The 24,261-nt window shown below is 66.4% G+C and carries 21 protein-coding genes and 2 CRISPR repeat arrays; of the genes, 11 read left to right on the top strand and 10 right to left on the bottom strand.

Translation table 11 applies throughout. From position 1 onward, the window contains the following. Positions 1-221 precede the first annotated feature (221 nt). Positions 222-590 (bottom strand): hypothetical protein, encoded by a 369-nt coding sequence (locus ACWDSJ_RS34270; protein ID WP_450036929.1) that lies wholly within the window; start codon positions 588-590, stop codon positions 222-224. A 398-nt stretch (positions 591-988) separates the two neighbouring features. Here ACWDSJ_RS34270 and ACWDSJ_RS34265 point away from each other — a divergent pair, with 398 nt between their 5' ends. Continuing rightward, positions 989-1,261: a hypothetical protein gene (locus ACWDSJ_RS34265; RefSeq protein ID WP_450036928.1), complete on the top strand. Its 273-nt coding sequence runs from the start codon at positions 989-991 to the stop codon at positions 1,259-1,261. Between the two features lie 569 nt (positions 1,262-1,830). Here the strand turns inward: ACWDSJ_RS34265 and ACWDSJ_RS34260 are convergent. Genes ACWDSJ_RS34260 through ACWDSJ_RS34240 form a run of 5 tightly spaced genes read right to left on the bottom strand, consistent with a single transcriptional unit; the run spans position 1,831 to position 6,962 of the window. After that, a complete protein-coding gene (locus ACWDSJ_RS34260) occupies positions 1,831-2,574 on the bottom strand; it encodes a type I-E CRISPR-associated protein Cas6/Cse3/CasE (RefSeq protein WP_450036927.1) in 744 nt (247 codons plus the stop codon). After that, the gene (cas5e, locus tag ACWDSJ_RS34255) at positions 2,571-3,440 is read right to left on the bottom strand and encodes a type I-E CRISPR-associated protein Cas5/CasD (protein ID WP_450036926.1); all 870 of its coding nucleotides are present in this window, start codon (positions 3,438-3,440) and stop codon (positions 2,571-2,573) included. The genes ACWDSJ_RS34260 and cas5e overlap by 4 nt, the downstream gene beginning before the upstream one ends. Then, complete coding sequence (locus ACWDSJ_RS34250) at positions 3,437-4,792, bottom strand: type I-E CRISPR-associated protein Cas7/Cse4/CasC (protein ID WP_450036925.1); 1,356 nt, start codon at positions 4,790-4,792, stop codon at positions 3,437-3,439. The genes cas5e and ACWDSJ_RS34250 overlap by 4 nt, the downstream gene beginning before the upstream one ends. Further along, positions 4,789-5,376, bottom strand: coding sequence for a type I-E CRISPR-associated protein Cse2/CasB (casB, locus tag ACWDSJ_RS34245; RefSeq protein WP_450036924.1), 588 nt, complete (start codon positions 5,374-5,376; stop codon positions 4,789-4,791). The genes ACWDSJ_RS34250 and casB overlap by 4 nt, the downstream gene beginning before the upstream one ends. Beyond that, complete coding sequence (locus tag ACWDSJ_RS34240; protein ID WP_450036923.1) at positions 5,373-6,962, bottom strand: type I-E CRISPR-associated protein Cse1/CasA; 1,590 nt, start codon at positions 6,960-6,962, stop codon at positions 5,373-5,375. Before ACWDSJ_RS34240 ends, casB begins: the two co-directional genes overlap by 4 nt. 82 nt (positions 6,963-7,044) lie before the next feature. On the opposite strand from ACWDSJ_RS34240, the gene cas3 reads away from it, so the two are divergent. The 4 genes from cas3 (at position 7,045) to ACWDSJ_RS34220 (ending at position 14,069) form a co-directional block, all read left to right on the top strand. Continuing rightward, positions 7,045-9,987: a CRISPR-associated helicase Cas3' gene (gene cas3 / locus ACWDSJ_RS34235; RefSeq protein ID WP_450036934.1), complete on the top strand. Its 2,943-nt coding sequence runs from the start codon at positions 7,045-7,047 to the stop codon at positions 9,985-9,987. A 109-nt stretch (positions 9,988-10,096) separates the two neighbouring features. Beyond that, a complete protein-coding gene (locus ACWDSJ_RS34230; protein WP_450036932.1) occupies positions 10,097-10,585 on the top strand; it encodes a CRISPR-associated endonuclease Cas1 in 489 nt (162 codons plus the stop codon). Beyond that, positions 10,579-10,974, top strand: a complete 396-nt coding sequence (cas2e, locus tag ACWDSJ_RS34225; protein WP_450036921.1) for a type I-E CRISPR-associated endoribonuclease Cas2e — start codon at positions 10,579-10,581, stop codon at positions 10,972-10,974. The genes ACWDSJ_RS34230 and cas2e overlap by 7 nt, the downstream gene beginning before the upstream one ends. Positions 10,975-11,123: 149 nt before the next feature. Then, a CRISPR array of direct repeats spans positions 11,124-12,314; the repeat unit is 29 nt; unit sequence GTGCTCCCCGCACGCGCGGGGATGAGCCC. A 375-nt stretch (positions 12,315-12,689) separates the two neighbouring features. Beyond that, positions 12,690-14,069, top strand: a complete 1,380-nt coding sequence (locus ACWDSJ_RS34220; protein ID WP_450036920.1) for an NYN domain-containing protein — start codon at positions 12,690-12,692, stop codon at positions 14,067-14,069. 44 nt (positions 14,070-14,113) lie between these two features. Continuing rightward, a CRISPR array of direct repeats spans positions 14,114-15,242; the repeat unit is 29 nt; unit sequence GTGCTCCCCGCACGCGCGGGGATGAGCCC. Between the two features lie 589 nt (positions 15,243-15,831). Here ACWDSJ_RS34220 and ACWDSJ_RS34215 read toward each other — a convergent pair. Continuing rightward, positions 15,832-16,068 carry a hypothetical protein gene (locus ACWDSJ_RS34215; RefSeq protein ID WP_450036919.1) on the bottom strand — a complete coding sequence of 79 codons (237 nt, stop codon included), beginning with the start codon at positions 16,066-16,068 and terminating at the stop codon, positions 15,832-15,834. Positions 16,069-16,153: 85 nt separating this feature from the next. Then, positions 16,154-17,065, bottom strand: coding sequence for a zinc-binding dehydrogenase (locus tag ACWDSJ_RS34210; protein WP_450036918.1), 912 nt, complete (start codon positions 17,063-17,065; stop codon positions 16,154-16,156). Positions 17,066-17,195: 130 nt separating this feature from the next. Here ACWDSJ_RS34210 and ACWDSJ_RS34205 point away from each other — a divergent pair, with 130 nt between their 5' ends. Further along, on the top strand, positions 17,196-17,600 hold the full coding sequence (locus ACWDSJ_RS34205; RefSeq protein WP_450036916.1) for a winged helix-turn-helix transcriptional regulator: 405 nt from the start codon (positions 17,196-17,198) through the stop codon (positions 17,598-17,600). A gap of 51 nt (positions 17,601-17,651) precedes the next feature. On the opposite strand, the gene ACWDSJ_RS34200 is transcribed toward ACWDSJ_RS34205, so the two are convergent. Beyond that, entirely contained in the window at positions 17,652-18,269 is a 618-nt protein-coding gene (locus tag ACWDSJ_RS34200; RefSeq protein WP_450036914.1) for a TetR/AcrR family transcriptional regulator, read from the bottom strand. A 104-nt stretch (positions 18,270-18,373) separates the two neighbouring features. Here ACWDSJ_RS34200 and ACWDSJ_RS34195 point away from each other — a divergent pair, with 104 nt between their 5' ends. Then, on the top strand, positions 18,374-19,120 hold the full coding sequence (locus ACWDSJ_RS34195) for an SDR family oxidoreductase (RefSeq protein ID WP_450036913.1): 747 nt from the start codon (positions 18,374-18,376) through the stop codon (positions 19,118-19,120). 45 nt (positions 19,121-19,165) lie between these two features. Here the strand turns inward: ACWDSJ_RS34195 and ACWDSJ_RS34190 are convergent, their stop codons facing one another. Then, complete coding sequence (locus ACWDSJ_RS34190; protein WP_450036911.1) at positions 19,166-20,113, bottom strand: LysR family transcriptional regulator; 948 nt, start codon at positions 20,111-20,113, stop codon at positions 19,166-19,168. 107 nt (positions 20,114-20,220) lie between these two features. Between ACWDSJ_RS34190 and ACWDSJ_RS34185 the strand changes: the two genes are divergently transcribed. The 4 genes from ACWDSJ_RS34185 (at position 20,221) to ACWDSJ_RS34170 (ending at position 24,259) form a co-directional block, all read left to right on the top strand. Further along, on the top strand, positions 20,221-21,468 hold the full coding sequence (locus tag ACWDSJ_RS34185) for a cytochrome P450 (RefSeq protein WP_450036910.1): 1,248 nt from the start codon (positions 20,221-20,223) through the stop codon (positions 21,466-21,468). Then, entirely contained in the window at positions 21,453-22,268 is an 816-nt protein-coding gene (locus tag ACWDSJ_RS34180; RefSeq protein WP_450036908.1) for a thioesterase family protein, read from the top strand. Before ACWDSJ_RS34185 ends, ACWDSJ_RS34180 begins: the two co-directional genes overlap by 16 nt. Positions 22,269-22,384: 116 nt before the next feature. Further along, the gene (locus ACWDSJ_RS34175; protein WP_387370508.1) at positions 22,385-23,665 is read left to right on the top strand and encodes an MFS transporter; all 1,281 of its coding nucleotides are present in this window, start codon (positions 22,385-22,387) and stop codon (positions 23,663-23,665) included. Between the two features lie 3 nt (positions 23,666-23,668). Continuing rightward, on the top strand, positions 23,669-24,259 hold the full coding sequence (locus tag ACWDSJ_RS34170) for a hypothetical protein (RefSeq protein ID WP_450036907.1): 591 nt from the start codon (positions 23,669-23,671) through the stop codon (positions 24,257-24,259). The last annotated feature ends 2 nt before the right edge of the window (positions 24,260-24,261 follow it).

Genomic DNA, 24,261 nt, shown 5'->3' with positions numbered 1-24,261 from the left:
CCCGCTGATCCACCGGCGACACCCCACCCCCCTGCGGACGCGCCCGGAACTCCGGCAACAACGGCTCGACCAACTCCCACAACTCATCCGGCACCAACCGCAACGACAACGCATCAACCACGACTGATCATGATGCAACACAACCGATCTCAACGCACAGAAAACGAATCACATCCATGTGAGACACGGTCTAACGAAGCCGCGATCAAGGAGGTTGGTGTTTAGGGCGATTTTCGGAAAAAGTACCAAGCGACACAGTAGGTGAGAAGGGAAGCCAGCGGGGTGAAGATGATGGGGACCATGAATTTCACCGCCGCAAGGTGATCGGTTGGGGCAAATATAATCGCAATGATCAGGGCGATTGCAATAATAGCTACTAGCGCAATTAACCAGCGTGCGAGACCGAACCGATGTTGATGCAGAGGCTCGCCGACGGTGGCGCCGACGGTTCCCCTGGCCGGGACGACATTCTCGTCGATCAGGAAGGGGGACGCGTCGTCTCCGTTGTGAGGGGCGAGAATTTCTTCGTATGGTTGAGCATCAGGCTCTGAGAGGGCGGGCTCATCGTCAGGCGTGGAGTTATGTGGCATTAGGAAGCGCCTTCACAGGAATTGCAGACGCACGCCAATGTGTTGCCGCACTGTGGACACGGAAATCCATATGACAGGCCAATAATGTTGTCGACCCCGCTTTGTGGCGACTCATCCTCGTGGATGTCGCCAGTGGTCTGGATGCTTTTATTGTCGTCGTCGGCCATTGGGTGCACGCACCCCCACCCTGCCCCTTCTGTGTATCGAAAAGACTATGCCAAGGGGAAGGTCGAGGAGCGTCGCTCCGATGGGTCCCACGGTGAGGGACCGAGGGCTGCGAGGCTCACCAGCGCGGCCATCCCCAAGGACCGTTACCGACAGTCTATGCCGCCTCCAGAAGGGGTGGCCATGCACCGAGGTGCATGATGAACTGCTCATTTGAAAGTAGGAGAGCGTACATGTCTGTACAGGACCGCACTCAGGACCAGGCTAATCCGTCGGCAGGCCGCGCCGAAGTGGTTAGGCTATCCATCAACCTGGCACCTGACGTAGCCGCAGTGCTACGCCGGTGGGCGGAGGAAAAAAGGATCAGTGTGACGGAGGCCATCCGGCGCGCGATCGCGGTGTGGAACTTCATCGAGTCTGAGAAGAAGAAGGGCAACACCTTGGCTGTCGTCGAGAATCTTTCGAACGGTAAGCAGCGGTTTCGTGAAGTAGTGCTGATTGACTGACTGGACCGATAGTTGTGCCGGGACGGCGATCGTGAGATTCGGCCGAAAATGCAAGGTGATGTTCATCCTCGCCTGAAAGGCGCTCGGAAACACCAGCGAACTCACGCAACCCTATTCTTCGCACGTGTGGAGATGGCCCCCTCTGTTACGTAGATAACATGCTCCCCGCACGCGCGGGGATGAACCCGTCAGGGTGACGTGTCGCATGGGTTCGCACACGTGCTCCCCGCACGCGCGGGGATGAGCCCCAACGCTCGTCGGCGGCCTCGCTCTTGGCGATGTGCTCCCCGCAGGCGCGGGGATGAGCCCAGGACAGTGATCAGCGCGACCCACGGCGACAGGTGCTCCCTGCACGCGGGGAAGAGCCGCCCGACAAGCTGGGCATGAACTTGAAGACCGAGTGTTCCCGCACGCGCGGGAGGAGCCCAACGTCGCGGCCGGAGCGCCCGACCGCGCGAGTGCCCGCATACGCAGGGATGAGCCTGGTGGCTCGGTCTGTGGTATTTCGCCAGTACGATGCTTCCCAGGTGTGGGGTGATGAACCCTAGGTTGCGACGTCGAGATACATCTCAATCTCGAATGAGCAGCAGCCCCGCGGAGTACGCGCGAGCCCGGCCGATTCCGTGGGTGAGGCTGTGCACGAACGCGGTTGGGTCGGTGACGGTGAGTCGTCCTTTCACCTCGGCGCGGGCGATGCGGAGCCCGGGGTGGTTGTGGGATGCGGAGGAGACGGTGGGAAGCACGCGGACGGAGAGGGTTTTGGGGTCGGCGGTGGCGCCGATGCGGCGGAGGCCGTTGGGGGCTATGGGTGGTTGGTCGGGGGCTTGCAAGCGGTCGGTGAACCAGCTTTCGACCCAGCGTGGTGTTTTGTGCGCGGTTCGTTGCCGGATTTTGTCGTCGGGGGTGTCGGGGCTTTTGGGGACTTTGCGGTCACGGGTCGGGTTGACGACGGTGCGGAATTGGTAGGTGTCGCCGAGTCGGATGATCTTGTCGACGGTGATGGTGCGGGGGGCGTCTTTGCGTGCGGCGGAGGGGATTTGATTCCAGTCGGCGGGGACGTTGGCTTGGACGACGAGTACGAGGGTGCCGGTTTTGAGGTCGACGGTCCAGGTGGACAGGACTCCCATGAGTTGGCGGGCGGCGGTTTGGCCGTTTTCCACCCAGCCGCGGAATCCGCTCATGACGGTGCGGTGCATTTCCTGCGCGTCGAGGAGGGATTTGGTGGTGAAGGGGTGGCGGGCGTCGAGGGTGAGGATGCTGTGGGTGGTGACGAATCGGGCGGAGTCGGCTTTCGTGGCCGATGTGCTGGTCACGGGATGAGGTTCCATTCGATGTCCGGCTGCGGGGAGATACGGATGCGGGTTTCCCACCGTGTGGTGTGTGCGCGATGGTCGGGGGAAAAGCTGACCGGCTGGTCGAGCACGGGGGCGGCACCGGGGGTGTCGGGTGTGGTTTCGATCCATGCCCAGCGATGAGGGGCAGCGGTATTTTGTTGAGCGGCTGAGGGTTTCGGTAGGAGTGCGGTTGTCGAGAGGACCGTTTCGAGGGTTCCGGGATGCACTCCGCCCGCGAGTTCGCCCGACGGGGGGCATGCTTTTCGGCCGAGCCACAGCAGTTGTCGGGGTTGTTCGAGCGCGGCGGCGATGTGGTGGAGGAAGGCGCGGTCGTGGTGTTCGAGGGCGGCGACGAACGCGGCGTCGGACAGATACCAGCGGGTGGTGATCATGGCGTCGCGGGTGAGGGCTTCGGTCCGGGTGATCAAGGCTCCCGATTGGGGGTCCCGGATCACGTATTTCGGTGCGCCGTACCAGTTTTCGAGAGTGTAGTCGCCGAATTCCGGTCCGGAGGTTTCGCTGGAGGACGGTTGCGCGCGGTCGGCTCTGCGGTGGTCGAGGAGTAGGTCGCGCGGGCGAAGTGGATAGGAGCCGCCTCCGATGACGTGGTAGTCGCGGACGGGGGTGCCGGGGTGGTCGGCTCGAACGCCGAATCGGAGTTCGGTGAGGTCGCCGAGTGGGTCGTCGCGGTCCAAACCCAGTGCGGCGGCGCACATTCCGAGCACGCCGCTTTTGGTGGGATGCAGTTCGGTGTCGCGGTGCGCGAACCGCGAGACGCTGCCCCACGATTGAAGAGGTCCTGCCAGCCGGATGAGCAGGACCCAGGCGTCGGCGGTCGTGGTCATTGGTCGATCAGCTGGTCGATGGCGTCGACTTCGGTGCACGGGAGCGTTCCGGCGGTCGCGCGGGCCTGGAGCATGGTGGTGATGTCGAGGTCGTAGGTCAGGATTTTTCCGGGGCGGATGTCGGGACGTTTGCGGACAACCAGGGCATGGTGGTCGAGCAGGCGTGCCGCGGCGGTGAGGGCCACCGATTGCTGTTCGGTTGTGTCGATGGGATTTTCGAAGGTGGCGGCGTAGTTGAACGGGCGTTTGCCGTCGAAGGCCAGGACGAGGTTGGGAAGCGTTCCGGTGGAGGCGGTGCTGTTGCGTTTCGCTTCGGGAAAGGCGTTCACGAAGGATTCGACGAATTCGGCCTCGGCGGCGTCGGCGGCCTTGTCGGCTTGGTCCTCGGTCATGCCCGCGGCACGCAGGTTGGCGCGCAGCTTACGGCGGTCGAGTACGGCGTGGCGGTAGAAGGTTCCGGAGATCAGCGCTTGGTAGCCGGTCATGCCCGCGCCGGAATCGTCTGCGGCGTCGAGGAAGTCGAGTGCGTTCGCTTTCCGGTCGAGTTTGGCGTCGTCGGCGGCGGCGTAGAAGTCGTCGAGTTGTTCGGCGGTGTGCACGGTGAAGGCGTGGGCGGTCTGGACGGCGCCGTCGACGTTGGGTGAGTCGGGGATCTCGGCGAGGAACCTGCCGTAGAGCGCGATGTCGATGGCGTCACGCGGCGCGAGCGCGGTCAGGATCGACGTTCTGATCGCTTTCGGTAGCGGCGGCAGCTTGGTGTCGTCGGGCTTGTCCGCGTCCTCCGTGGTGTCTGCGTCTACCTCCGCGGCTGTCGTGGTCTTGCGTCGTTTCGTCTTCTTGCTCGCTTCGGCTTTCGCGAGCGCTTCTTTGGTTTCGAGGTATTTGGTGAGCCATGCTGCTACTTCGATGCGGTTGGCGTCGAGGTCCTTGGCGATCTCCTGTCCGGCGTTTTCCGGGGCGAAGAGCAGGACTTTGGTGAGATTGACGGTGGTGGGTTTGTCGCCGAACTTCAATCCGAACGCTTCCAGGCAGGTGCGTGCGGTGAGTATCGCCTCGTCCTTGTTCCATTTGTGGTCGGTGACGAGAGCGTTGGCGGTCCGCAATGCCCATTCCCGGGTGCGGAGGCCCATGGTGTAGCCCGCGAGCGGTCCTTCGTTGTGGTTGGCGCGGCGGCGGGAGTGGGTGCGTTCGGCTCGGCGGCGGGCTTGACTGGTGATCATGTGGCGTTCGTGGTTGCCGAACACGATCATTTTGGCTTGACCGTTCTCGTCGCGGACGGGGAGCGCCGCGGCGAGCGTCTCCAGCAGATGCAGCGAAAGGTATTGCGGTCGATCGTGATTCGGTTTGGTCACTTGCTCTCTCCGTTGATGGTTCTGGTGGGGGTGTAGAAATCGCGAGCCCAGCGGTAGGCCACTGCCCGGCCGGGAGCGCTCCAGCGGGTGAGGTCTTCGGTCAACGCGGCCCAGTTCGGGGGGATCGTTTCGGCGCTGCGCGCTCGCTCTATCGCGTGCTGGAGGTGCCTGCGAGGAACGTTGCGGGAGGCGGAGATTCGAGCCATCAGCCGAGCGGCACCGGGATCCTCAGGACCGAATCTGCCGCCGCCACCGATTTTGCGCAGCGCCGTGCCCACACTGCCGTACCCGGTGGAAGGCCGTGCGCGTCCGGCGTGATAGCGGGCGAACAAGAAAGCGACGAATTCGTATGTGGCGCGGTCTTTTTCGACCGGTGCGAACGACGCGGCGATGAGGTGGCTTGGGGTGATCGGTCCGCCGCGGCGTAGATCCAGCGCGCCGGGGCGGCGTAGGTCGGCGAGGGCGCCGAGATCGTGGGCGCGAACGAGACCTGCGAGCCAGCGGCTGAATCGCACGGCGGATGTCGGTGGCTCCGGGACGGATGTGGCGTCGTCCTCCGGTTGGGGAGCGCTGACGGCGGTCATGAGGCGACTACCTCTCGAATGGGTCGGGGCGCGTAGGCGCGTCGGAGTTCGAGGCCGAGCCTGTTCTGCGCGGCGGCGCGCGTGCGGAAGCCGCGGGAGTTCGGCGGCAGCGTGTCGAGGCGGTGCTCGAGAAGTCGGTGTGCGGTGTGCACCGTGGTGCGCGCGAAATCGTCGGCCGCGTCCTCGGCGGATTCGCCGTCGGCGACCGCTTCGAGCATCTGGTGGAACGGCGCTGCCGCGGCGGCGAAGTGCTCGGCGCGGGCGTCGAAACGCTGTAGCTGGTGCTTCTTGTGCTCGGGGTTGGCGTTCGGATATGCCAGCAACCGAGCCGTGTCCGCGGCCTTGCGCAAAGCTTCGGCGACGAAGTCGGCGACGTCGGAACCGTGTTTGGCCGCGTCCCACAGGCCCTGTTCGCGCCCGTTCACGAACGGGAAGCTGTCGGCGAGCCAGGTGAGGAGCTTGTTGTCCTCGCTGACCAGACCGACGGCCCACAGCCGGATCCGAGCGCCGGGCAGGTCGGTGAGCCGACTGTAGAGGTCGTTGTCCTTGGGATTCTCGGCGACGGCCGCGTAGAGAGCGTGAGCTTCTCGCCAGAGCGCCTTGTTCGCGGTCGGGCGTAGGGGCGCGGAATCGGTCTTGCCGAGGGGAACGAGTACCGCGTCCTGGAGATAGGTGTCGGGTAGGGGTGCGAGAAGTTCGCCGGCGCCGACGAGCACTCGATCCACGGCGAGTGAGCCGTCGGCTCGGCGCAGGGGACGCAGCAGGATGGAGCGCCCGAGCAGGCTGTGCAGGTCGGCCGGACCTCGTGGTGTACGGCCGGTGGGTTTCTGATCGAACCGGCGGCGGTCGGTTTGGGTCCAGGTGGTGTTGAAGATTCCCGGCTCGTTGGGGTAGGGGTGCAGGTTCAAACGCAGTGTGTCGGCCAGGGTTTCGCCTAATGCGAGAACACGGATGCGGGTGGCGAGTCGGCCGGTAGCGAGGTTGTTGAGTGTTTTTCCCAGGAGCTTGCCGCTGATTCGGCCGCGCATGCCGGGGCCGTAGGCGTGTTGGACGAGCATCGCTCGGAACGCTTCGTCCGCGGGGAGGGGCTGGGGGTGCTCGAGATGATGGTGATCGAAGAACTGGAGGTAGTCGCCCGCTTGCTCGAGTACGAGTTGCGCTGGGCCACAACCGTGTTCGTCGAGATGGGCGGCGAGCAGGGCGTTTTGACCGAGCGGAGTGGCGGGGTCGAACAGATTCCAGTGTTGATTGGGCTGTTCGAGCAGCCACTGTGTTGCGGCACTGAGTGATTGGCGGCCTCGGACCCACTGGGTCCACTGGCTCGAGGATCGCGGATAGGTGCCCGAGGCGTAACAAATCCCCAGCAGGTACTCGATTATCGCGACGATCTCACCGGGCGTCGTTCCGGACACCGCTCGGAGGGATTCGGCCTGGCGGAGAACGTCTGCGAGGCCGAGCATGTCGGGTCGTCCCGTTGATGTCAGTACCGGGGTGCATGCTTCAGTGCGCGGGTCCCACCGTGGAGCGGTGGCCTCGACGACAACGGGAGAGGGTGGATGTTGCAATTTTGTCCTTCGGTATCTCATCCTCCGGCTCAGGCGTGAGAAGCGTACTGCCCTAACAACGTTCGAAGGAAGGGATTCGGTGAACGAATCGAATGCGTGGCGGATGCCATGGGCTAAAACCGACCGGAATGGTATTTCCCGGGCACGGGGCGGGCCCGCCTGGAATCCCCTCCCTGTGCACATGTTCGACGTTGCCGCAGTGGTTTTGGAGCTGTGGGATCGGTATCTGCCTGCGCCCGTCCGGGTTCGGCTCGCCCAAGCGTTCGGCGGCGGTGACGAACTGCGTGCACGATCCATCGTCGCGTTCCTCGTAGCGCTGCACGACTTGGGTAAAGCCTCGGATTGCTTCCTTCATCAATTCGGGACGACTCGCGGGAAAACGAACGGCCTCGCCGAGGAGCGCAAGAAGTGGGAAGCGCAAGCACGATCATCCGGGTTGCCGCTCGCCGACAGACCGGATCGGGCGCGAAAGGCGCGCCACGAGCACATCACCGCCGCGCATCTCGCACGTCTTCTGGACTGCGAATGCGCCGAATGCGATGGCAGCGGCGAAGAATACAAAGATTTGCACACCGTCGCATTTCTGCTCGCCGGACATCATGGACATATTCCCCGCAAGCGCGCTGTGAACTTGGCCTATGCCGCCGCGCCCGCGGCTCGTTGGACCTCGACCTACGCCGACCTCCTGGCTTGCGTGGCGGCACGAGTGGGAGTCGACCTGCAGGAGATCAAGCGGGCCGTGCGTTTCACCGAGCCCGCAGCGCTGACCTTGTTCGCCGGACTTGTGGTTCTGGCCGACTGGGTTGCATCCAGCGAGAGCCATTTCACCTACCGCGTCGCGACCGATTCGGTCGAAAACTGGTGGGCGGCATCCCAATCCGAGGCCGCGGCCGCAGTGACCGCCTTGCGACTCGTTCGGTGGCAACCACGGGACGTGACGTGGCCGGAGTTGTGGCCCAATACCGAACCGCGGGGTTTTCAACGGGCCGTGATGGACCTTCTACCGGATCGAGGCCCGGCCTTGACGGTCATCGAATCCGACACCGGATCGGGCAAAACACGCGCCGCGCTGTGGTGTGCTCTTCACCTGGCTCGCACATGCGGATACACCGGTCTGTACATGGCGATGCCGACGCGCGCGGCCACCAACCAGATCGCCCTCGAACTTCGCCAATTCATCGCCGCCGGTCTGGACAAGGCCACCACCGCGAACCTCGCCGTCGTGCACGGAACCGCCGCCGCCACACCGATCGTGCACGAACTGCTCGAGGCTGCCCGACTCAGCGGGCCGGACTTCGAGGACCTGGCCTCCGCCATCGAACCAACAATGAACGGGCAAGCCGAGCCGACGCAGGAGTCCCGAGTCGTGCTCGACCCCTGGTACCTGCGCCGCTGCCTCGGCCTGGTGTCCCCGTTCGGAGTCGGCACCGTCGACCAAATCGTTCTCGCGGCGCAACCGTCCAGTCATTGGTTTCTCCGCATGCTGGGCCTGGCTTGCAAAACGGTCATCATCGACGAGGCCCACGCCTACGAGCTGTACCAACAGCAACTCCTGCAGACAGCGGTCGCATGGCTGGCCAACGCGGGCGCCTCGATCGTGGTTCTTTCGGCAACGCTGCCGGACTCGGTTCGCTCCGCACTGACCGCCGGTTGGTGTGAAGGACACAAAACCGACGTCGACGACCCCGCGGAGATCGGCCCCATCATGATGGTCGACGCGGCAGGCCGAGTGCGGCGCGGCGGTCCCGCCGAACCACCTTCCCGGTTGCACACCGTCGTCTCGCTCGAAAACGACCCGGGCACAACACGTTTGGCCACCATGCTGCTCGACCGCGTAGAGGCGGGCGGGATAGTTGGAGTGATCCGCACCCGCGTCCAGCCGACCGTCGACCTGCACGCCGCGGTTATCGCACAAGCAAGCCACCGAGGGTGGGCGGCCGACGAGATAATCCTCCTCCACGGCCGCATGATGCCGAGGGACCGCCTGCCCCTCGAACAACGTCTCGTCGAGGAAATCGGACCCGGCGACGATCGCCGACATCGAAATCCGCGACGCCCGGACCGCCTGATAGTCATCGCCACCCAGGTGATCGAACAGTCCCTCGATATCGACTTCGACTGGATCGTCAGCGATCTCGCTCCGATCGATCTGCTCATCCAGCGCCGCGGACGCCTCCACAGGCACACGATCAACGACGCGGAACGGCGGGCGTCCTTCCGTCGCCCGGAACTCACGGTGCTCTACCGAACCCACAAGGGCCTGCCCGTAGTGGAGCCCTTCGACAATTCCACCCAGCGCCCCGGCACGGGCGACGCCTACGTCTACGCGCCCTACACGCTCGCGGCGACCTGGAAGACGTTGACAGCTCGGCTCGAACGACGCGAGTGCGAAACCTGCCACATTCACGGAACCGACACCATCCACATCGTGAGCCCAGACGACAGCGCGGCGCTGATCGAGTCGGTCTACGGGCCGAAACAGACTGGCCGCGGACCTCTGGGCCAGTTGCTCGACCGCACCTGGGCCGCCTGGCAGGCAGAGTTGGCCGAGGAACGAGCCCAAGCGTCGAACCACGAGGTGAAACCCTTCGGCCACGACGGAACCGCAACGCATATAGAAGAACTCGCCTCGGACTCCGCCCACGGCGACGGAGAAGGAACCGGCGCCACCGGCATCCGAGCCCGCTCCCGCCTCGGCGACGACGACTACACCGCCGTGATCCTCTACCGACAGCCCGACCAGACCTACACCTACGACCCCGCCGGACTGCTGCCCGCGGACCTCGAATCCCATTCCGCCGCAAGGACACCGGAACAGATCGCCCGACGACGCCAGCAACAGCGCGACATCCTGCTCAACACGATCTCCCTCCCAGCCCGATGGTTCGGCCACAAGGGGCTCCCCAGACCCGATACCTGGAGCCCGCTTCGCGAGCACGGGCCCTTCTCCAGGATCCACACCATGATCCTGAGCCCAGAAGGTGCCTGCCTCAACGAACCTCGAGGACTTTCCTACAGTCCTAAGCGTGGACTGGAGAAGCATTGAAGTCTTCGCCTGATCCGCGGCAATGTGAGAGAGTCGCTGTATCGACTCGCCCCGGCTCTTCGGGGATGCACCTGACAACATCGCGACATCGGGTTACCTCCCCGCCTTGGTGGGGACCTCGGATGGACCTGACGCCACTACGATTCGAACGACTTACCGGCGCCCGCCCAGCCCGCGCGGCGACTCGGTGAACCAAGCCCTGTCCGCGGCGACCACCTGCCTGTACGGGATCGTGCACGCGGTGGTCGTCGCGCTGGGCTGCTCACCCGGCCTCGGTTTCGTCCATACCGGCCATGACCGCTCGTTCGTGTTCGATCTCGCCGACCTGTACAAGGCCGACTACGCGATCCCGGTCGCGTTCGACGTGGTATCCGAAGGCGCAGAAGACATTCCGGCCGCGACCCGCCGCGCGGTCCGCGACGCCGTCCACGCCGGGAACCTGCTCGAACGCTGCTGCAAAGACATCCACGCCCTGCTGCTGCCCGACCAACCCGACGCCGCGGAGCAGTGGGACACCGACGTCGTCGAACTCTGGGACCGCAAAGGCACTGTCGCGGGCGGCATCTCCTACACCGACGAAGACGAAGTGCCGTGGTAGTCCTCGTGCTCAGCGCCTGCCCGGCAGGCCTCCGCGGACACCTGACCCGCTGGCTCCTCGAGATCAGCCCCGGAGTGTTCGTCGGCGTGCTGCCCGCCCGGGTTCGTGAACTGGCGTGGCAACGGGTGGTGGAACTGTCCAAGGACGGGCGCGCGATCATGATCTACTCGACCCACTCCGAACAACGTCTCGCGTTTCGGGTGCACCGCCACGAATGGGAGCCGGTCGATATCGATGGCATTCATCTCATGCGGCGGCCGCATACCGGTGCGGTTACACCGACCGGGCCGCGTGCGGGGTGGAGCAAAGCCAGTAGGTATCGCAAAGGGGCCCGGAGAGCGAACCGGGGCCAGCGGTCGGCAGGGGAGCATCCCGACGGTGAGGAATAGGTCATCGTCGCAGAATCGCAGCCGTCGGTTTCCCAGGTTGGCGTCTTGTCTCGACACGCCGAGATTCTGGACACGCCGATGATCAGGTCAGGCGAATGAAAGTGAATGAAATTCTTCGTATGGCGCTGCAACGTCGCAGGTCAAGAAGTGTGCTCCCCGCACGCGCGGGGATGAGCCCTGGTCGCCGGGGCGGATCGTGGCGCCGCCGGGGTGCTCCCCGCACGCGCGGGGATGAGCCCCATGCCCCTCACCGACGACGAGACCCGAGAACGTGCTCCCCGCACGCGCGGGGATGAGCCCCTCTCCAGCGCGGCCTCGACATGGACCACCCGGTGCTCCCCGCACGCGCGGGGATGAGCCCCGACGATCGAACGGAGCGACCATGGGCAGCTGGTGCTCCCCGCACGCGCGGGGATGAGCCCCGCTCGACGAAGACCAGATCACCGCCCACCTCGTGCTCCCCGCACGCGCGGGGATGAGCCCGACGAGGATCAGCGATGACCGCGGCCACGAGCGTGCTCCCCGCACGCGCGGGGATGAGCCCTCCCCCATCTGCACCGGACGGTGGAAAAGGTGGTGCTCCCCGCACGCGCGGGGATGAGCCGTGAGGGGTGTCGCGGGGCGCAGTGACGTAGATGTGCTCCCCGCACGCGCGGGGATGAGCCCGCTCCGCCGACCCCTGAGAAGCCAAGTCCGCTGTGCTCCCCGCACGCGCGGGGATGAGCCCTCCGACCCCGGACACACGATCGGGGAGTTGTCGTGCTCCCCGCACGCGCGGGGATGAGCCGAGATCCGCGCGATCAGTGATGCGTGGTTGATGCGTGCTCCCCGCACGCGCGGGGATGAGCCCCGAAGGGAGAGAACCGTGTTGATGGCCGACCAGTGCTCCCCGCACGCGCGGGGATGAGCCCACGGTGCGCAGTTTCCGCCCCGATTTCGGCGACGTGCTCCCCGCACGCGCGGGGATGAGCCGCCGATGGGATTCGCATCCATCGCGGCATTGAGGTGCTCCCCGCACGCGCGGGGATGAGCCCCTCGCCGCCATCCTGCCCGCCCCCGTGTACGCGGTGCTCCCCGCACGCGCGGGGATGAGCCCTTGCGCACCGTGCGCGCCGCCGCGATCACCGCGTGCTCCCCGCACGCGCGGGGATGAGCCCGCGGTGACCGCTGTCAGCAGCACTCCCAAGACGTGCTCCCCGCTGGCGCGGGGATGAGCCCCCGTCCAACAGCCAATTCAGGATGCCGGGCAAGTGCTCCCCGCACGCGCGGAGATGAGCCCCGGGCGTGCTCGCGCGCGATCCGGCACCGCTGGTGCTCCCCGCACGCGCGGGGATGCGCCGCGTACGTTCGAGAGCATCACCCAATCGCCTCGCTACGTCGATGTGCACAGCCACCGGGTACGCCGCCTCGGGGCAACTCGCCAGCGCGCTGGCGGGCTGATCGCGCTGGCCCACGATCCCGCAGGGGGAGAGGTGATCACCAACCTCTAGGACCCACCGACGGCCGCAACGGTCGGCGACACGACGACTCCCTGCCAGAGGGCAGCGTGTTCGCGCTGCCCTCTGGCCGAGAGTTGCCGACGGGCGTTGCAGAACTAGGGGCGCGACCCGACATAGATGTTCCGGTATTCATCCGATCCCCGCCGTTGTCCCGCGTGGTCCGGCGTGCGGTCGTGACAATGGTGTCAGGCGGGTTGTGGCGCGGGGAGGAGCGATATGGCGAGCGAGACGTCGCTGCGGTGGGCCGTGCTGATCGACGCTGACAACGCCTCACCGACGATCGCCGAGGCGTTGTTGGCGGAGGTGGCGAAACTGGGAACCGCTCATGTGAAGCGAGCCTACGGAGACTGGACCAGTACGAACCTGACCGGCTGGAAATCGCGACTGTTGAACCTCTCGATCCAGCCGGTGCAGCAGTTCCGTTGGACCACCGGCCGCAACGCCACCGACGCCGCGCTGATCATCGACGCGATGGACCTGCTGTACTCGGGCCGATTCGACGGCTTCTGCCTGGTCAGCAGCGACTCCGATTTCACCCGCCTCGCCGCGCGGTTACGCGAATCCGGCCTCACCGTACTCGGGATCGGAGAACGGAAAACACCGCGGGCCTTCGTCTCCGCCTGCGACCGATTCGTCTACGCCGAAAACCTCGCTCCGCCTGGACAATTCGGCGCCAGCCGCGCCCGAACCCCCGCACCCGCCGTCGATCCCAGCGTCGTCGCGCTGATCACCGAGGCGGTGGACGCGTCCTCGGACGAGGACGGATGGGCGCATCTGGGCGCGGTCGGGCTGTATCTGTCGAAAACAAAACCCGACTTCGACACTCGGACCTACGGCTACCCCAAACTGAAACCCCTCGTACAAGCCCTCGACATCGCCGAAATCAGCCAGCGCCGCCCCAGCGCGGACAAACCCCCCGTCACCTACATCCGCCTGCGCACCCGCCCAGCCCGGACCCACCCCGACCCATCAGACACGCCGTCAGCCCTCCTAGGTCCGAGGGAATCGGTGGCCGAACCCACCGCCCCGAACGCGGCCACCCAGCTGCCGATCCTCACCTCCCATCAGCGCCGCGACGCCCTGTTGCGCCGGGTCTACACGGCCTGGTGCGCGGGCGAAATCGAGACGATCGGCGCCCTGGACACGCTGATCCGCCAACACGAACCCGCAATACCCAACTCCGCACGCAACCTCGCGATCAACAGCCTCATCCACGACGACACAGCCCTACTGCAGGTCCTCGACCCGACCACCCCACGCCGCGCCGAACGACGAATCGCACCGCACGCCGACCAACCCGAACACACCTGGATCCACCACGGACACATCGCCTGGCTCGCCTACCTCCTCTACCGCCTCTCCGACCCCGACCCCACTGCACATCTTCTCCACACCCTGTTCGACGACCAAGATCAAGAGCACGGCCACACGCTGCTCACCGCCGCCAAAGCCGTCGCCGCCGCACGCAAGACCACCACCACGACACCCGATTATCGGACCGAATCCAACCCCGCGTTCCCGCCCCCCGCCAGCGATCCAACTCGACACGCCGAGGTTCTCGACACACCGACTATCCGGACGCTCGAAGGAAAGTGAATGAGATTCTTGCAATGGCGCTGCATCGCCGCAGGTCATTAAGTGTGCTCCTCGCACGCGCGGGGATGAGCCCCCATTCCCACGGAGGAGGAAGTCCACAGCTGGGTGCTCCCCGCACGCGCGGGGATGAGCCCGCGCCCGCGGATACGCCGCCCTGCTCGACACCGTGCTCCCCGCACGCGCGGGGATGAGCCCAGCGAGAACGACGGCGTCGGCGTCACTGCTGCGTGCTCCCCGCACTCGCGGGGATGAGCCCGACCCGGCCGACTACCGGATGCTGTTCCCCGAGTGCTCCCCGCATGCGCGGGGATGAGCCCAGGCGAGCCTTCGCCAAGTCAAGATCACGCATGTGCTCCCCGCACGCGCGGGGATGAGCCCGACGCCGAGGACCGGACCGTGGAAGACGTTGTGTGCTCCCCGCACGCGCGGGGATGAGCCCTGCTGCAACGCATCCCAGCTCGGCAGGGCCAGCGTGCTTCCCGCACGCGCGGGGATGAGCCGACCGCGACGAAGCGCGTCGCCTTGATGCTCAAGTGCTTCCCGCACGCGCGGGGATGAGCCCTGAGCCCGGCGGCGCGTGGTGGAATCCGCTGTGTGCTTCCCGCACGCGCGGGGATGAGCCCCGCCGCGGAATCGTCACGGTCACACCAGCATTGTGCTCCCCGCACGCGCGGGGATGAGCCCGGCGGTCAGCGACGCATGGGCCTGCGCTAATTGTGCTCCCCGCACGCGCGGGGATGAGCCCTGCCAGCGGTCTTTCAGAGGGAAAACCGTCCGAGTGCTCCCCGCACGCGCGGGGATGAGCCCTCTCGCTGTTCGCGTACAGCGACAGCAGGATCGTGCTCCCCGCACGCGCGGGGATGAGCCCCGACCCGTCCGCCAGGGCCCGCAACTCCGCGGGTGCTCCCCGCACGCGCGGGGATGAGCCCGACGAACCAGATGGGATCGGCTGCGGCAGAACGTGTTCCCCGCACGCGCGGGGATGAGCCCTCCGACTATCCTTCCACCAATCCTCAGCGGGCGTGCTCCCTGCACGCGCGGGGATGAGCCCACCACGACGAACACGCACGCCGCCGTGAAGAAGTGCTCCCCGCACGCGTGGGGATGAGCTCAGCGGACCGCGGCCGCCGACGACATCGACTTCGTGCTCCCCGCACGCGCGGGGGTGAGCCCGCCAAATGCCGCACCACCATCCGGCTCCTCGAGTGCTCCCCGCAACCCGCGAGCGCGAAAGCAATCGATTGCCAGCAGTTCGCCAGCGTCGAAAAGTCGTTGGCGTGTCGCTCTCGGAACACGCCGACGGCCTCCTGCTCGAAACGGGGCACCGAGGGCTGGGAGAGGGTCCGGAAAGTGTCCGAAAATTTCGACCACAACTCACCATCGAAGCTCATTTGTGGGGAACGTTTCAAGCATTGGATGGTTCTATCAGCGGTTATGGAATGCCATATTCAATAATGTTCTCTATTTCAATACTCCTCATAACCCAGAGGTCGCAGGTTCAAATCCTGTCCCCGCTACAAGCGGCCCGGGTCTGGGAGACGGAAGTCTCTCAGACCCGGGCCATTTTTCATGCTCGGGTGTTCACACCGCGGAGATCCTCGCATCGTTGCCGACCATGTAGCTCAGGGTGCGAGGAGTCTGGAGTATTCTGAACTCGTTGCGGGACGAAGAGATTCGAGCGCGGACACGACTCGTCGCAATCGCGGTCGAGCGGCGGATGCCCGCTAGAGGGGGCGATCGGAGGCCAGGTGAGCCCATGCCCCTAAACGACGATGTATCCGGTGTAGCTGCCCCCCACGCAGATACTGCCCTCCACAGAACCGCCGTTGTCGATGCACAGCTGCGGGTCGATCGCGGTGTGGTCACCCTCCCACTCGTCGCCATCCGCGGTTGCGATGCCGTCACTGAAACCGAGTGTCAGTGCGGCAGAGGCCAGTACGACGCCCAATGCGGCTGTGGGCCTCATGAACAACCTCGATGTGTCTTTCCGTTCGCTCATGCGCCGACCGAATGCCTTCCATGCCAAGGGTATTCGTCGCCAGCATCGTGAATCGTACGAGCAAGGCCAGCGTTACAAACGAAACTCACGAGATGATCAGCACCGCTTTACCTTTCACCCGACGCTCCGCCAGAGCGCGCAACGCGTCGGGCAGGTCTTCCCAGGCCCCGGCATAGCCGATCCTGGGATGCAAAATCCCCTTCGCAACAAGCGACACGAGCAGACCGAGGTCCGCTCCGAAAGGCCCGCTGGCATAGGAGAGGAACGATTGGATGCGCGCCCCCTCGTGACCGATGAAGTCGTAGATGCTGACCGCACCCGGCTCACCGGAGGTAGTGCCGATGAGGAGGACAAGGCCGCCCGGCTCGACCTTCGAGATCGCCGCGGACAGGGACTTGCCGCCCACGGATTCACTGACCACGTGGTAGCGGCCGGGGGCGTCCTCGATCGTGGAGACGACGGTCGTCGCGCCCCGATCGGCCAGTTCCGCGGCGTATTCGGATGCCGCGACGGCGGTTACCTCGGCACCCCGGGCGGCGGCGAGTTCGACCTGGAAACGCCCCACCGCCCCGCTGGCGGCGGTCACAAGCACCCTTCGACCCAGGAGATCCCGGGCGAGCCGCAGGGTTCGCAGGGCGGTGATTCCCGCTATGGGCAGGGTCGCCGCGATGTCCAGGCTCACCTCCTCGGGCACGGCCGCGAGCTGATCGGTGCGAACCGTCACCCTCTCGGCCCACCCACCCTCCTCCGCCGCTCCGACGACCGGGGTTCCGGCCGCGGGCCCGCTGCCGTCGGCGGCGGCCTCGACCACCACTCCGGCGATGTCCTGGCCCGGGCGCCAACCGGCCGGGCGAGCCTTCAGCAGGGCCAGTTCGCCGCGGTTGATCGAGAACGCTCGGACGGCTACGACGGCGTGATTCGGGGCTGGGGTCGGATCCGGAACATCCTGGAATTCCACGAGATTCGGTGTACCGGGGGCATTGACGATCGATCGCATCGTTCCTCCTTGTATTCGGTGACGCGCACGGTCAAGATAGGAGCGGCCGGTCTCTGTCGGTAAGTAGGAACCGGAAAGTGCCTAGCGCACCGAGGGGTGTCCGCGCTGGTCCGAAGGGTGGAGGCGAGGAGTGACAACGCGAACCGCGGCGGAGCGGAGGCAGCGGGCGAAGGTGGAGTACGACGCGTTCGTCGCCGCCTGCCCGACGCGCGAACTGCTGGCGACGATCAGCGACAAATGGGTGACCCTCGTCCTCACGGCCCTTGCCGACGGTCCGAAGCGGCACGGCGAACTTCGCGTCCGCATCGCGGGGGTGAGCCAGAAGATGCTCACGCAGACCCTGCGTTCGCTGGAACGGGGCGGGTTGGTCGACCGCGCGGTCACTGCCGAGGTGCCCGTCCGCGTCGACTACTCACTGACCCCGCTCGGCCGCAGCCTTCTCCCCGTGGTCGCCGCGGTGAAAAACTGGGCGGAGGAGAACATGGACGTCGTCCGCGCCGCGCAACGCCGCTACGACAGCCGCACACAGGTCTGAGCGCAACCACGCCGTAAATGCCGACAGCTCAACGGGTTCCGGGATGAGGCGTCATTCCGCGGGGCCCGGCCGCGCTCGCAACGCGTCGATCGCGGTATCGATCGCGGCCAGAGCGGCGGTCTTGTCGAGACCCGCTCGCGAGACCAGCGAGAGTCCCTGGACGACGAAGAGCAGTAGTCGAGCTTGCGCGTCGGGTGGGGCGCTGTCTGTGACTTCGCCGGTGGCCTGGGCCCGGCGCAGGGCCTCGGTGACGATCTCGGTGAAGCGGGAGTAGGAGCGGGCGACGAGTTCGGTCGCCTCGTTGTCGTGCGGAACGAGTTCGGCGGCGGTATTGCCCATCAGGCATCCGTTCGGGGTACCCACCTCGGAGATCACCTCGTCCACCCGCGCGGGATGGGTTAGGATCTCCCGCAGCGCGGGCAGGAGACGGGGAGCGTCGAGTACGGCGAGCAGGTGCTGCTCGTACACATCCCAATACAGCCGGACCGCGTCCAGATAGAAGCGGCGTTTGTCGCCGAACGCGCCGTAGAGACTGCCGCGTTCGACCCCCAGCGCGTCGACCAGGTCCTGGATCGATGTCGTGGCGTAACCGCGGGACCAGAACAGCTGGAGTGCCCGCGTCAGCGTCTGGTCCCGGTCGAACTCGCGCGGACGTCCGGTGCGTGGCATGTCTCCAACCCTACGACTTCTTGACTAAGCGTTCAAGAAGTCGTAGCGTCGGCCGGGCAACTTTTGGAACGGTCACATAAAAGTCGTCTGGGCAAGGAGAAACAATGGGTCGTCTCGCGGGAAAACACGCGCTCATCACGGGAGGAACCGGCGGCATCGGCTTCGAAACCGCCCGCCAGTTCCTCGCCGAGGGGGCGACCGTCGCGATCACCGGTCGCTCACAGGACAAACTGGACCGAGCCGCCCGGCAACTCGACGGAGTGTTGCCGATACGCAGCGATGCCTGTGACATTCCCGGTCAGGCGGCGCTCGCCGAGCGGCTGGCGGGGCGATGGCCGAAGCTCGACATTCTCATGTGCAACGCCGCCGACGTCACTCACCTGCCGATCGAGGAGTGGACCGAGCAGGCATTCGACACGCTCGTCGCTACCAACCTCAAATCGCCCTTCTTCCTGATCAAGGCTCTGCTGCCGCTGTTCTCGCGGCAGTCGTCGGTGATCGTCGTCGGCTCGGTCTCCGCCTTCGTCGGGCACGAGAACGCCGCGGTCTACGGCGCGGCCAAGGCGGGACTGCTGTCGCTCTCGCGGGGGCTGACCTATGAGCTGAAGGACCGCGGCATCCGGATCAACGGGCTCAGCCCCGGCCCGACCCGCACCGACACCTTCACGCCGCTGGGCGCCGAACGCCGGGACGCCATCTACGACGAGCTCGAACGGGTCGTGCCGCTACATCGCATCGGGACGACCGTCGAGATGGCCAAGGCGGCCGTCTACCTCGCCTCGGACGAGTCCGCCTACACCGCTGGCACGGTGCTGCGGGTGGACGGTGGTATCGGCGAGCTCGCCTACTGACGAAAAACCCTGTCACACAACGGTTCCGGCGAGCCACACCATTCGTCACTTCGAATCGGGCTCCCGCGGCATCTCCAACCCCACCCCCAGTCGATGCGTCCGCGACAGCACCTCCTCGCAATACGACGCCACCGCCTGCGCCCGCCGCGTGAGCTGAACCTCCTCGGCACGCGCCAGAACGACGGGGAGCGGATCGACCGGATCGGAGATCGGCATCGCGGCGACCGGTCTGCCCTCGTAGGAGTAGTCGACCTGGGGCTTCTGGATCAGTAGGGAGTAGCCCAGGCCGCGGCCTACCAGGGAGCGGACCATCTCGAATTCCCTTGTGACGTGGCGGATTCGGGGTTCCACCCCGGCCGCTCGCAGCAGGCCGGTGAAGTAGGCCAGGCTCGGGTCGACGTCGAGGGCGATCATCGTCTCGTCGGCGAGATCGGCGAGGGCGATCGAATGTTGTTGTGCCAGGGGATGATCGCCGGGGACGATGACGTGCGGGCGGGTCGCGTACAGCTGGGTGCAGCGGACGCCGGGGAAGATGCCGGTCTCGTACAGGATCGCCAGTTCGAATCGGCCCGTCAGCAGATCCTCCTGCAGCTCGTCCTGGGAGCCCTCGCGGAAGTGCAGGTGGATCGGGGGAGTCGTGGTGGCCAGCTGGGTGACCAGTTCGGGCAGCACGAAGGGGGCGATCGTGGTGAAACAGCCGACGGTGAAGTCGCCGCCGATCGATTCGCCGAAATGCCTTGCGGCGACGACCAATTCGTCCGCGCGGGCCAGCAGCGCCCGCGCGTGCGGGAGCAGTTCGCGACCGGCCGCGGTCAGCGTCAGGCCCTTGGACTTGTGCCGGACCAGCAGCTGGCTGCCGACATCGCGTTCCAGTTCGGAGATGCCGATGGAGATCGAGGACTGGGAGACGTGCAGCGCCGCGGCCGCCGCGGTCATCTGCCCGCTCTCGGCGGCGAGAGTGAAGTACTGCAGCTTCCGCAAGCTGAGGGACATGAATTTATTTTATGTGGTCGTCCGATTAATTGCAATTGACTTATGTATGCCCCGGGCGCAGGCTGGTTTGTGTATCCGAATGACGATTTCGACAAGGTTTTGTACTGATGACTATCATGCCCGACGTCCGTACCTGTCCTATCGATGCGGACTTCGATCCCCTTTCCGAGGACTACCTCGACGACCCGTACGCGTATCAGAACGCGGTGCGGGAGCGCGGCCCGATCTTCTATTCGCCGCGCCTGGACATGTACGTCCTGACCCGGTACGACGATATCGAGGCGGTCTTCAAGAACCCGTCGGTCTTCTCGGCCACGATTCAGCAGCAGCCGGTCTTCGATCTCGCCCCCGAGACCAAGAAGATCCTGGTCGAGAAGTTCACCACCACGGCGGTCATGTCGGACTGCGATCCGCCGATGCACTCCCGGATCCGGGCGCTGAACATGAAGGGCTTCTCGGCGCGGCGGATCGCCGCCCTGGAACCGAAGGTGCGGGAGAAGACCGTCGAACTCATCGACAAGATCGAACCCGGTCCGGTCGACATGGTCGCCGCGCTGTCCTATCCGCTGCCCGCCTTCGTCGTCTCCACCCTCATCGGCTTTCCCGAAGAGGACGCCGATCAGATCAAGGAATGGTGTGGCAACCGGATCGAATTCAGCTGGGGCGCCCCGTCCGAGGCGGAGCAGGCGAAGGTCGCGAACAATATGGTGAACTACTGGGAATACTGCCAGCGGTTCGTCGAATACCGGAAGAAGAATCCCGCCGACGACTTCACCAGCTATCTGCTGGCAGCGCACCGGGACGATCCCGAAAGTATCTCCGAATACGAGATCGCGAATGTGACGTTCGGCCTCAGTTTCGCGGGCCACGAAACGACCACCAGCCTCGCGGGCAGCGCGCTGCGCCGATTACTGACGCGCCGGTCGCTGTGGGACGAGATCTGCGCCGACCCGTCGCTCATCGGCGGCGCGGTGGAGGAGATGTTGCGCTACGACAGCGCGGTCATCGCCTGGCGGCGGCGGACCACGCGAGAGGTCACCGTCGCCGGTGTCGACATTCCCGAGGGCGCGACGGTGCTGTTGTTGCTCGGGGCGGCGAATCACGATCCGTCGCATTTCGAGAATCCCGACGACATCGATATCCGCCGGGCCGACGCCAAGACCCATCTGGCGTTCGGCAAGGGCATCCACTTCTGCCTGGGCGCCGCGCTGGCCCGGGTCGAGGGCCGGGTCATCCTCGAGGAGCTGACCAGGCGCGCCCCCGGGATGACCCTGCTCCCGCAGAGGTTCACCTTCCCGCGCAACATCTCCTTCCGCGGGCCGAAGGAGCTCTGGGTCGAATGGCCGAGCCGATGATCGACGAGCTGCCCGGTTCGTTCTTCGTCCCCGTCGCGGGGGAGGACGACACCTTCGACAGCACCCCGGCGACCGCGGGCCCGTGGAGCGCGCAGGCGCAGCACGGGGGACCGCCGTCGGCGCTGCTGACGCGGGCGCTGGATCGGGTGGCCGGGGAGCACGGCCTGCGGTTGGCGCGGGTCACGGTCGAACTGGCCGGACCCGTTCCGGTCGCTCCCGTGCGGCTGTGCACCCGCGTGGTCAAGGCGGGGTCGCGCACGGCGATCCTCGAGGGCACGCTGTCCAGCGGCGGCAAGGATCGAATGCACCTGCGGGCGTGGGCGATTCGCGAGAGTCCGGCGGACAGCCCGCGCATCGATCACGAGCAACCCATGCCGCCGCTGCCCGGACCGCAGGAGTTCCGCGGCATGAGCAAGGCCCACGTCGACGGCTACGTGTCGGCGATGGAGTGGCGGTTCCCCGCGGCCGGGTCCTCCTTCGACTCGCTGGGTCCGGACTGCGTCTGGGCCCGGCAGCGGGTGCCGTTGCTCGCGGGCGTGCCCGACGCACCCCTCACACGCGCGCTGGTCGTCGCCGACAGCAACTGGGCGGCGGCGTTCGAACTGGATCGGCACGAGCTGTTCGTGGTCAATGTCGATCTCACCGTCACCTTCGCCCGCTGGCCGCGCGGCGAGTGGATCGGGCTGCGTTCGCGCACGCGCGCGGAGCCGTCGGGGACCGCGTATGCCGTCGGAACCCTGTACGACACCGCGGGACCGTGCGCGCTCGTCACCCAGAGCCTCCTGGTGGCGGACCGATGAAGACGGCCGGATCCGTTCGCATCACGTCAGTTCAGCCACTTGTCCGGGCGGAGGGCCCCGGAGAGGCTGGAGAAGACATCGAAAATCGTCAATCTTCGACGCAAGGAGCGATGTTCATGCAGACGTCAGACATCAGCGCCTCCCGGGTCCCTCGCCAGTGGATCAAACCGGCCGCGGCGGTCGCGGCCGCGGGGTGGGGCGCACAGCAATTCACGCCGCTGCTGCTGGTCTACCACGACCGGCTGCACCTGACCGCCACCATGACCCAGCTGACCTTCGCGGCGTATTCCGCCGGTCTGCTCCCGGGTCTGCTGCTGGGCGGACCGTTCTCGGATCGCTTCGGCCGCAAGGCCGTCATGATCCCGACCATGCTCGCCGCGCTGCTCGCGTCGGTGCTGCTCATCGCCGGTCCCTGGGGCATCGGCTGGCTCATCGCGGGCCGCCTGATCACCGGTGTGGCCAGCGGCGCGGCGTTCAGCAGCGGCGCGGCGTGGCTGAAGGAGTTGTCCAACCGCGAATCCCACGACGTGACCCAGGGCGCCCGCCGGCTCACGGTGGCGATGGGCATCGGATTCGCGTTGGGGCCGTTGATCGCTGGCGTGCTCGCCCAGTGGGCGCCGTACCAGACCTTCGTCCCCTACCTGCCGCATCTGCTGCTCGCGGGCACCGCGCTGGTTCTCGTGGCACGGACCCCGGAGACGCTGACCAGGAATCCCGACGCGGGAATCCTTGCGGCACTGCGGATTCGGGAGGTCCGGGATCGGCGGTTCCTGATGATCGTCGTGCCCCTGGCGCCGTGGGTGTTCATCCCGGTCGCGCTGATCCTCGCCTACGTCCCCTCGCTCATCCACGACAGCACGCGGAACTGGGCGCTGCTGTTCGCCGCGGTGGTGACCACCTGCAACGCGGGCGCGGGCATCCTGGTGCAGAAACCGGCCAAGACGATCGCCGCGCACGGGCGGCAGTACCTGATCCTGACCGGATTCTCGCTGACCGTGGTGGGTCTGCTGCTCGCGGCCGCGGCGGTGCGCTTCACCAGTCCGGTTACGGCGCTGGTCAGCAGCCTGGTGCTCGGTGTGGCGTACGGATGCCTACAGGTGTGCGGGCTGCTCGAGGTGCAGAGCATCGCCGATCCGGCGCGCCTGGGCGGGTTGACCGCGGTGTATCAGGCGCTGACCTACGTCGGTTTCGCCGCGTCGTTCGTGCTCGCGCTGCTGGCTCCCCTGGGCAGTCCGGTGCGCCTGCTGCTGTACACGGCCGCGGTGGCCGCGCTGTTCTTCGTGTGGTTGATCCGCGCGCAGCGGGTGCTCGACCCGAAGGTGGTCCCCGCGCCCGCCGGGGTGGCGGCCGTGCCGCCGATGGCGGCGGAGGTCCGGCAGACGAGGGAGCGGGTCTGACCGTTGCCGCACCGAAACCGTGTGCTGCCCGGCGGCGAGATCATCGCCGCCGGGTTTCGCGGCGCCTGGATGGGCAACCGCGGCGGCCCGATACCCGAGTCCCCCACGCGCCGACCGTGGGCGAGCACGCACTGGATCTATTGCCACCTCGCGTTCAACGACCGGGAGCGCGTCTTCCGCCAACCCGGCCGCCGCTACACCGAGCTGTTCTTCTTCGACGAGGCGGTCGCCCTCGCGGCCGGGCATCGTCCCTGCGGGGAGTGTCAGCACCACCGCCTGCGCGAGTACAAGGCCGCGACGATCGGGGTGGCGGGGACCGTCGGCACGCTCGACGCGCTGCTGCACCGCCAGCGCCTGGCGGCCGCGGTGCACGCCGAGGCCGACAGCCTGCCCGCCGGAACCTTTGTGCGACACCGGGATCGAGACGTGCTGCTGTGGGCGGGCACGGCCTTCGCCTGGGACGGCGAGCACGGCTACCGCGAGGTCGCGCTCCCGCCGGCCGGGACCCGCGTGCGGGTGCTGACCCCGCTGCTGACCCGCCGGGCGCTGGCCGCGGGTTTCGCGATCCGCCCCCGGCTGGGCGCCGACCTCTGATC

This window comes from Nocardia sp. NPDC003482 (assembly GCF_053588115.1).
Note: the sequence above shows the minus strand (reverse complement) of the source record. Positions and strands in the feature narration are given on the sequence as shown.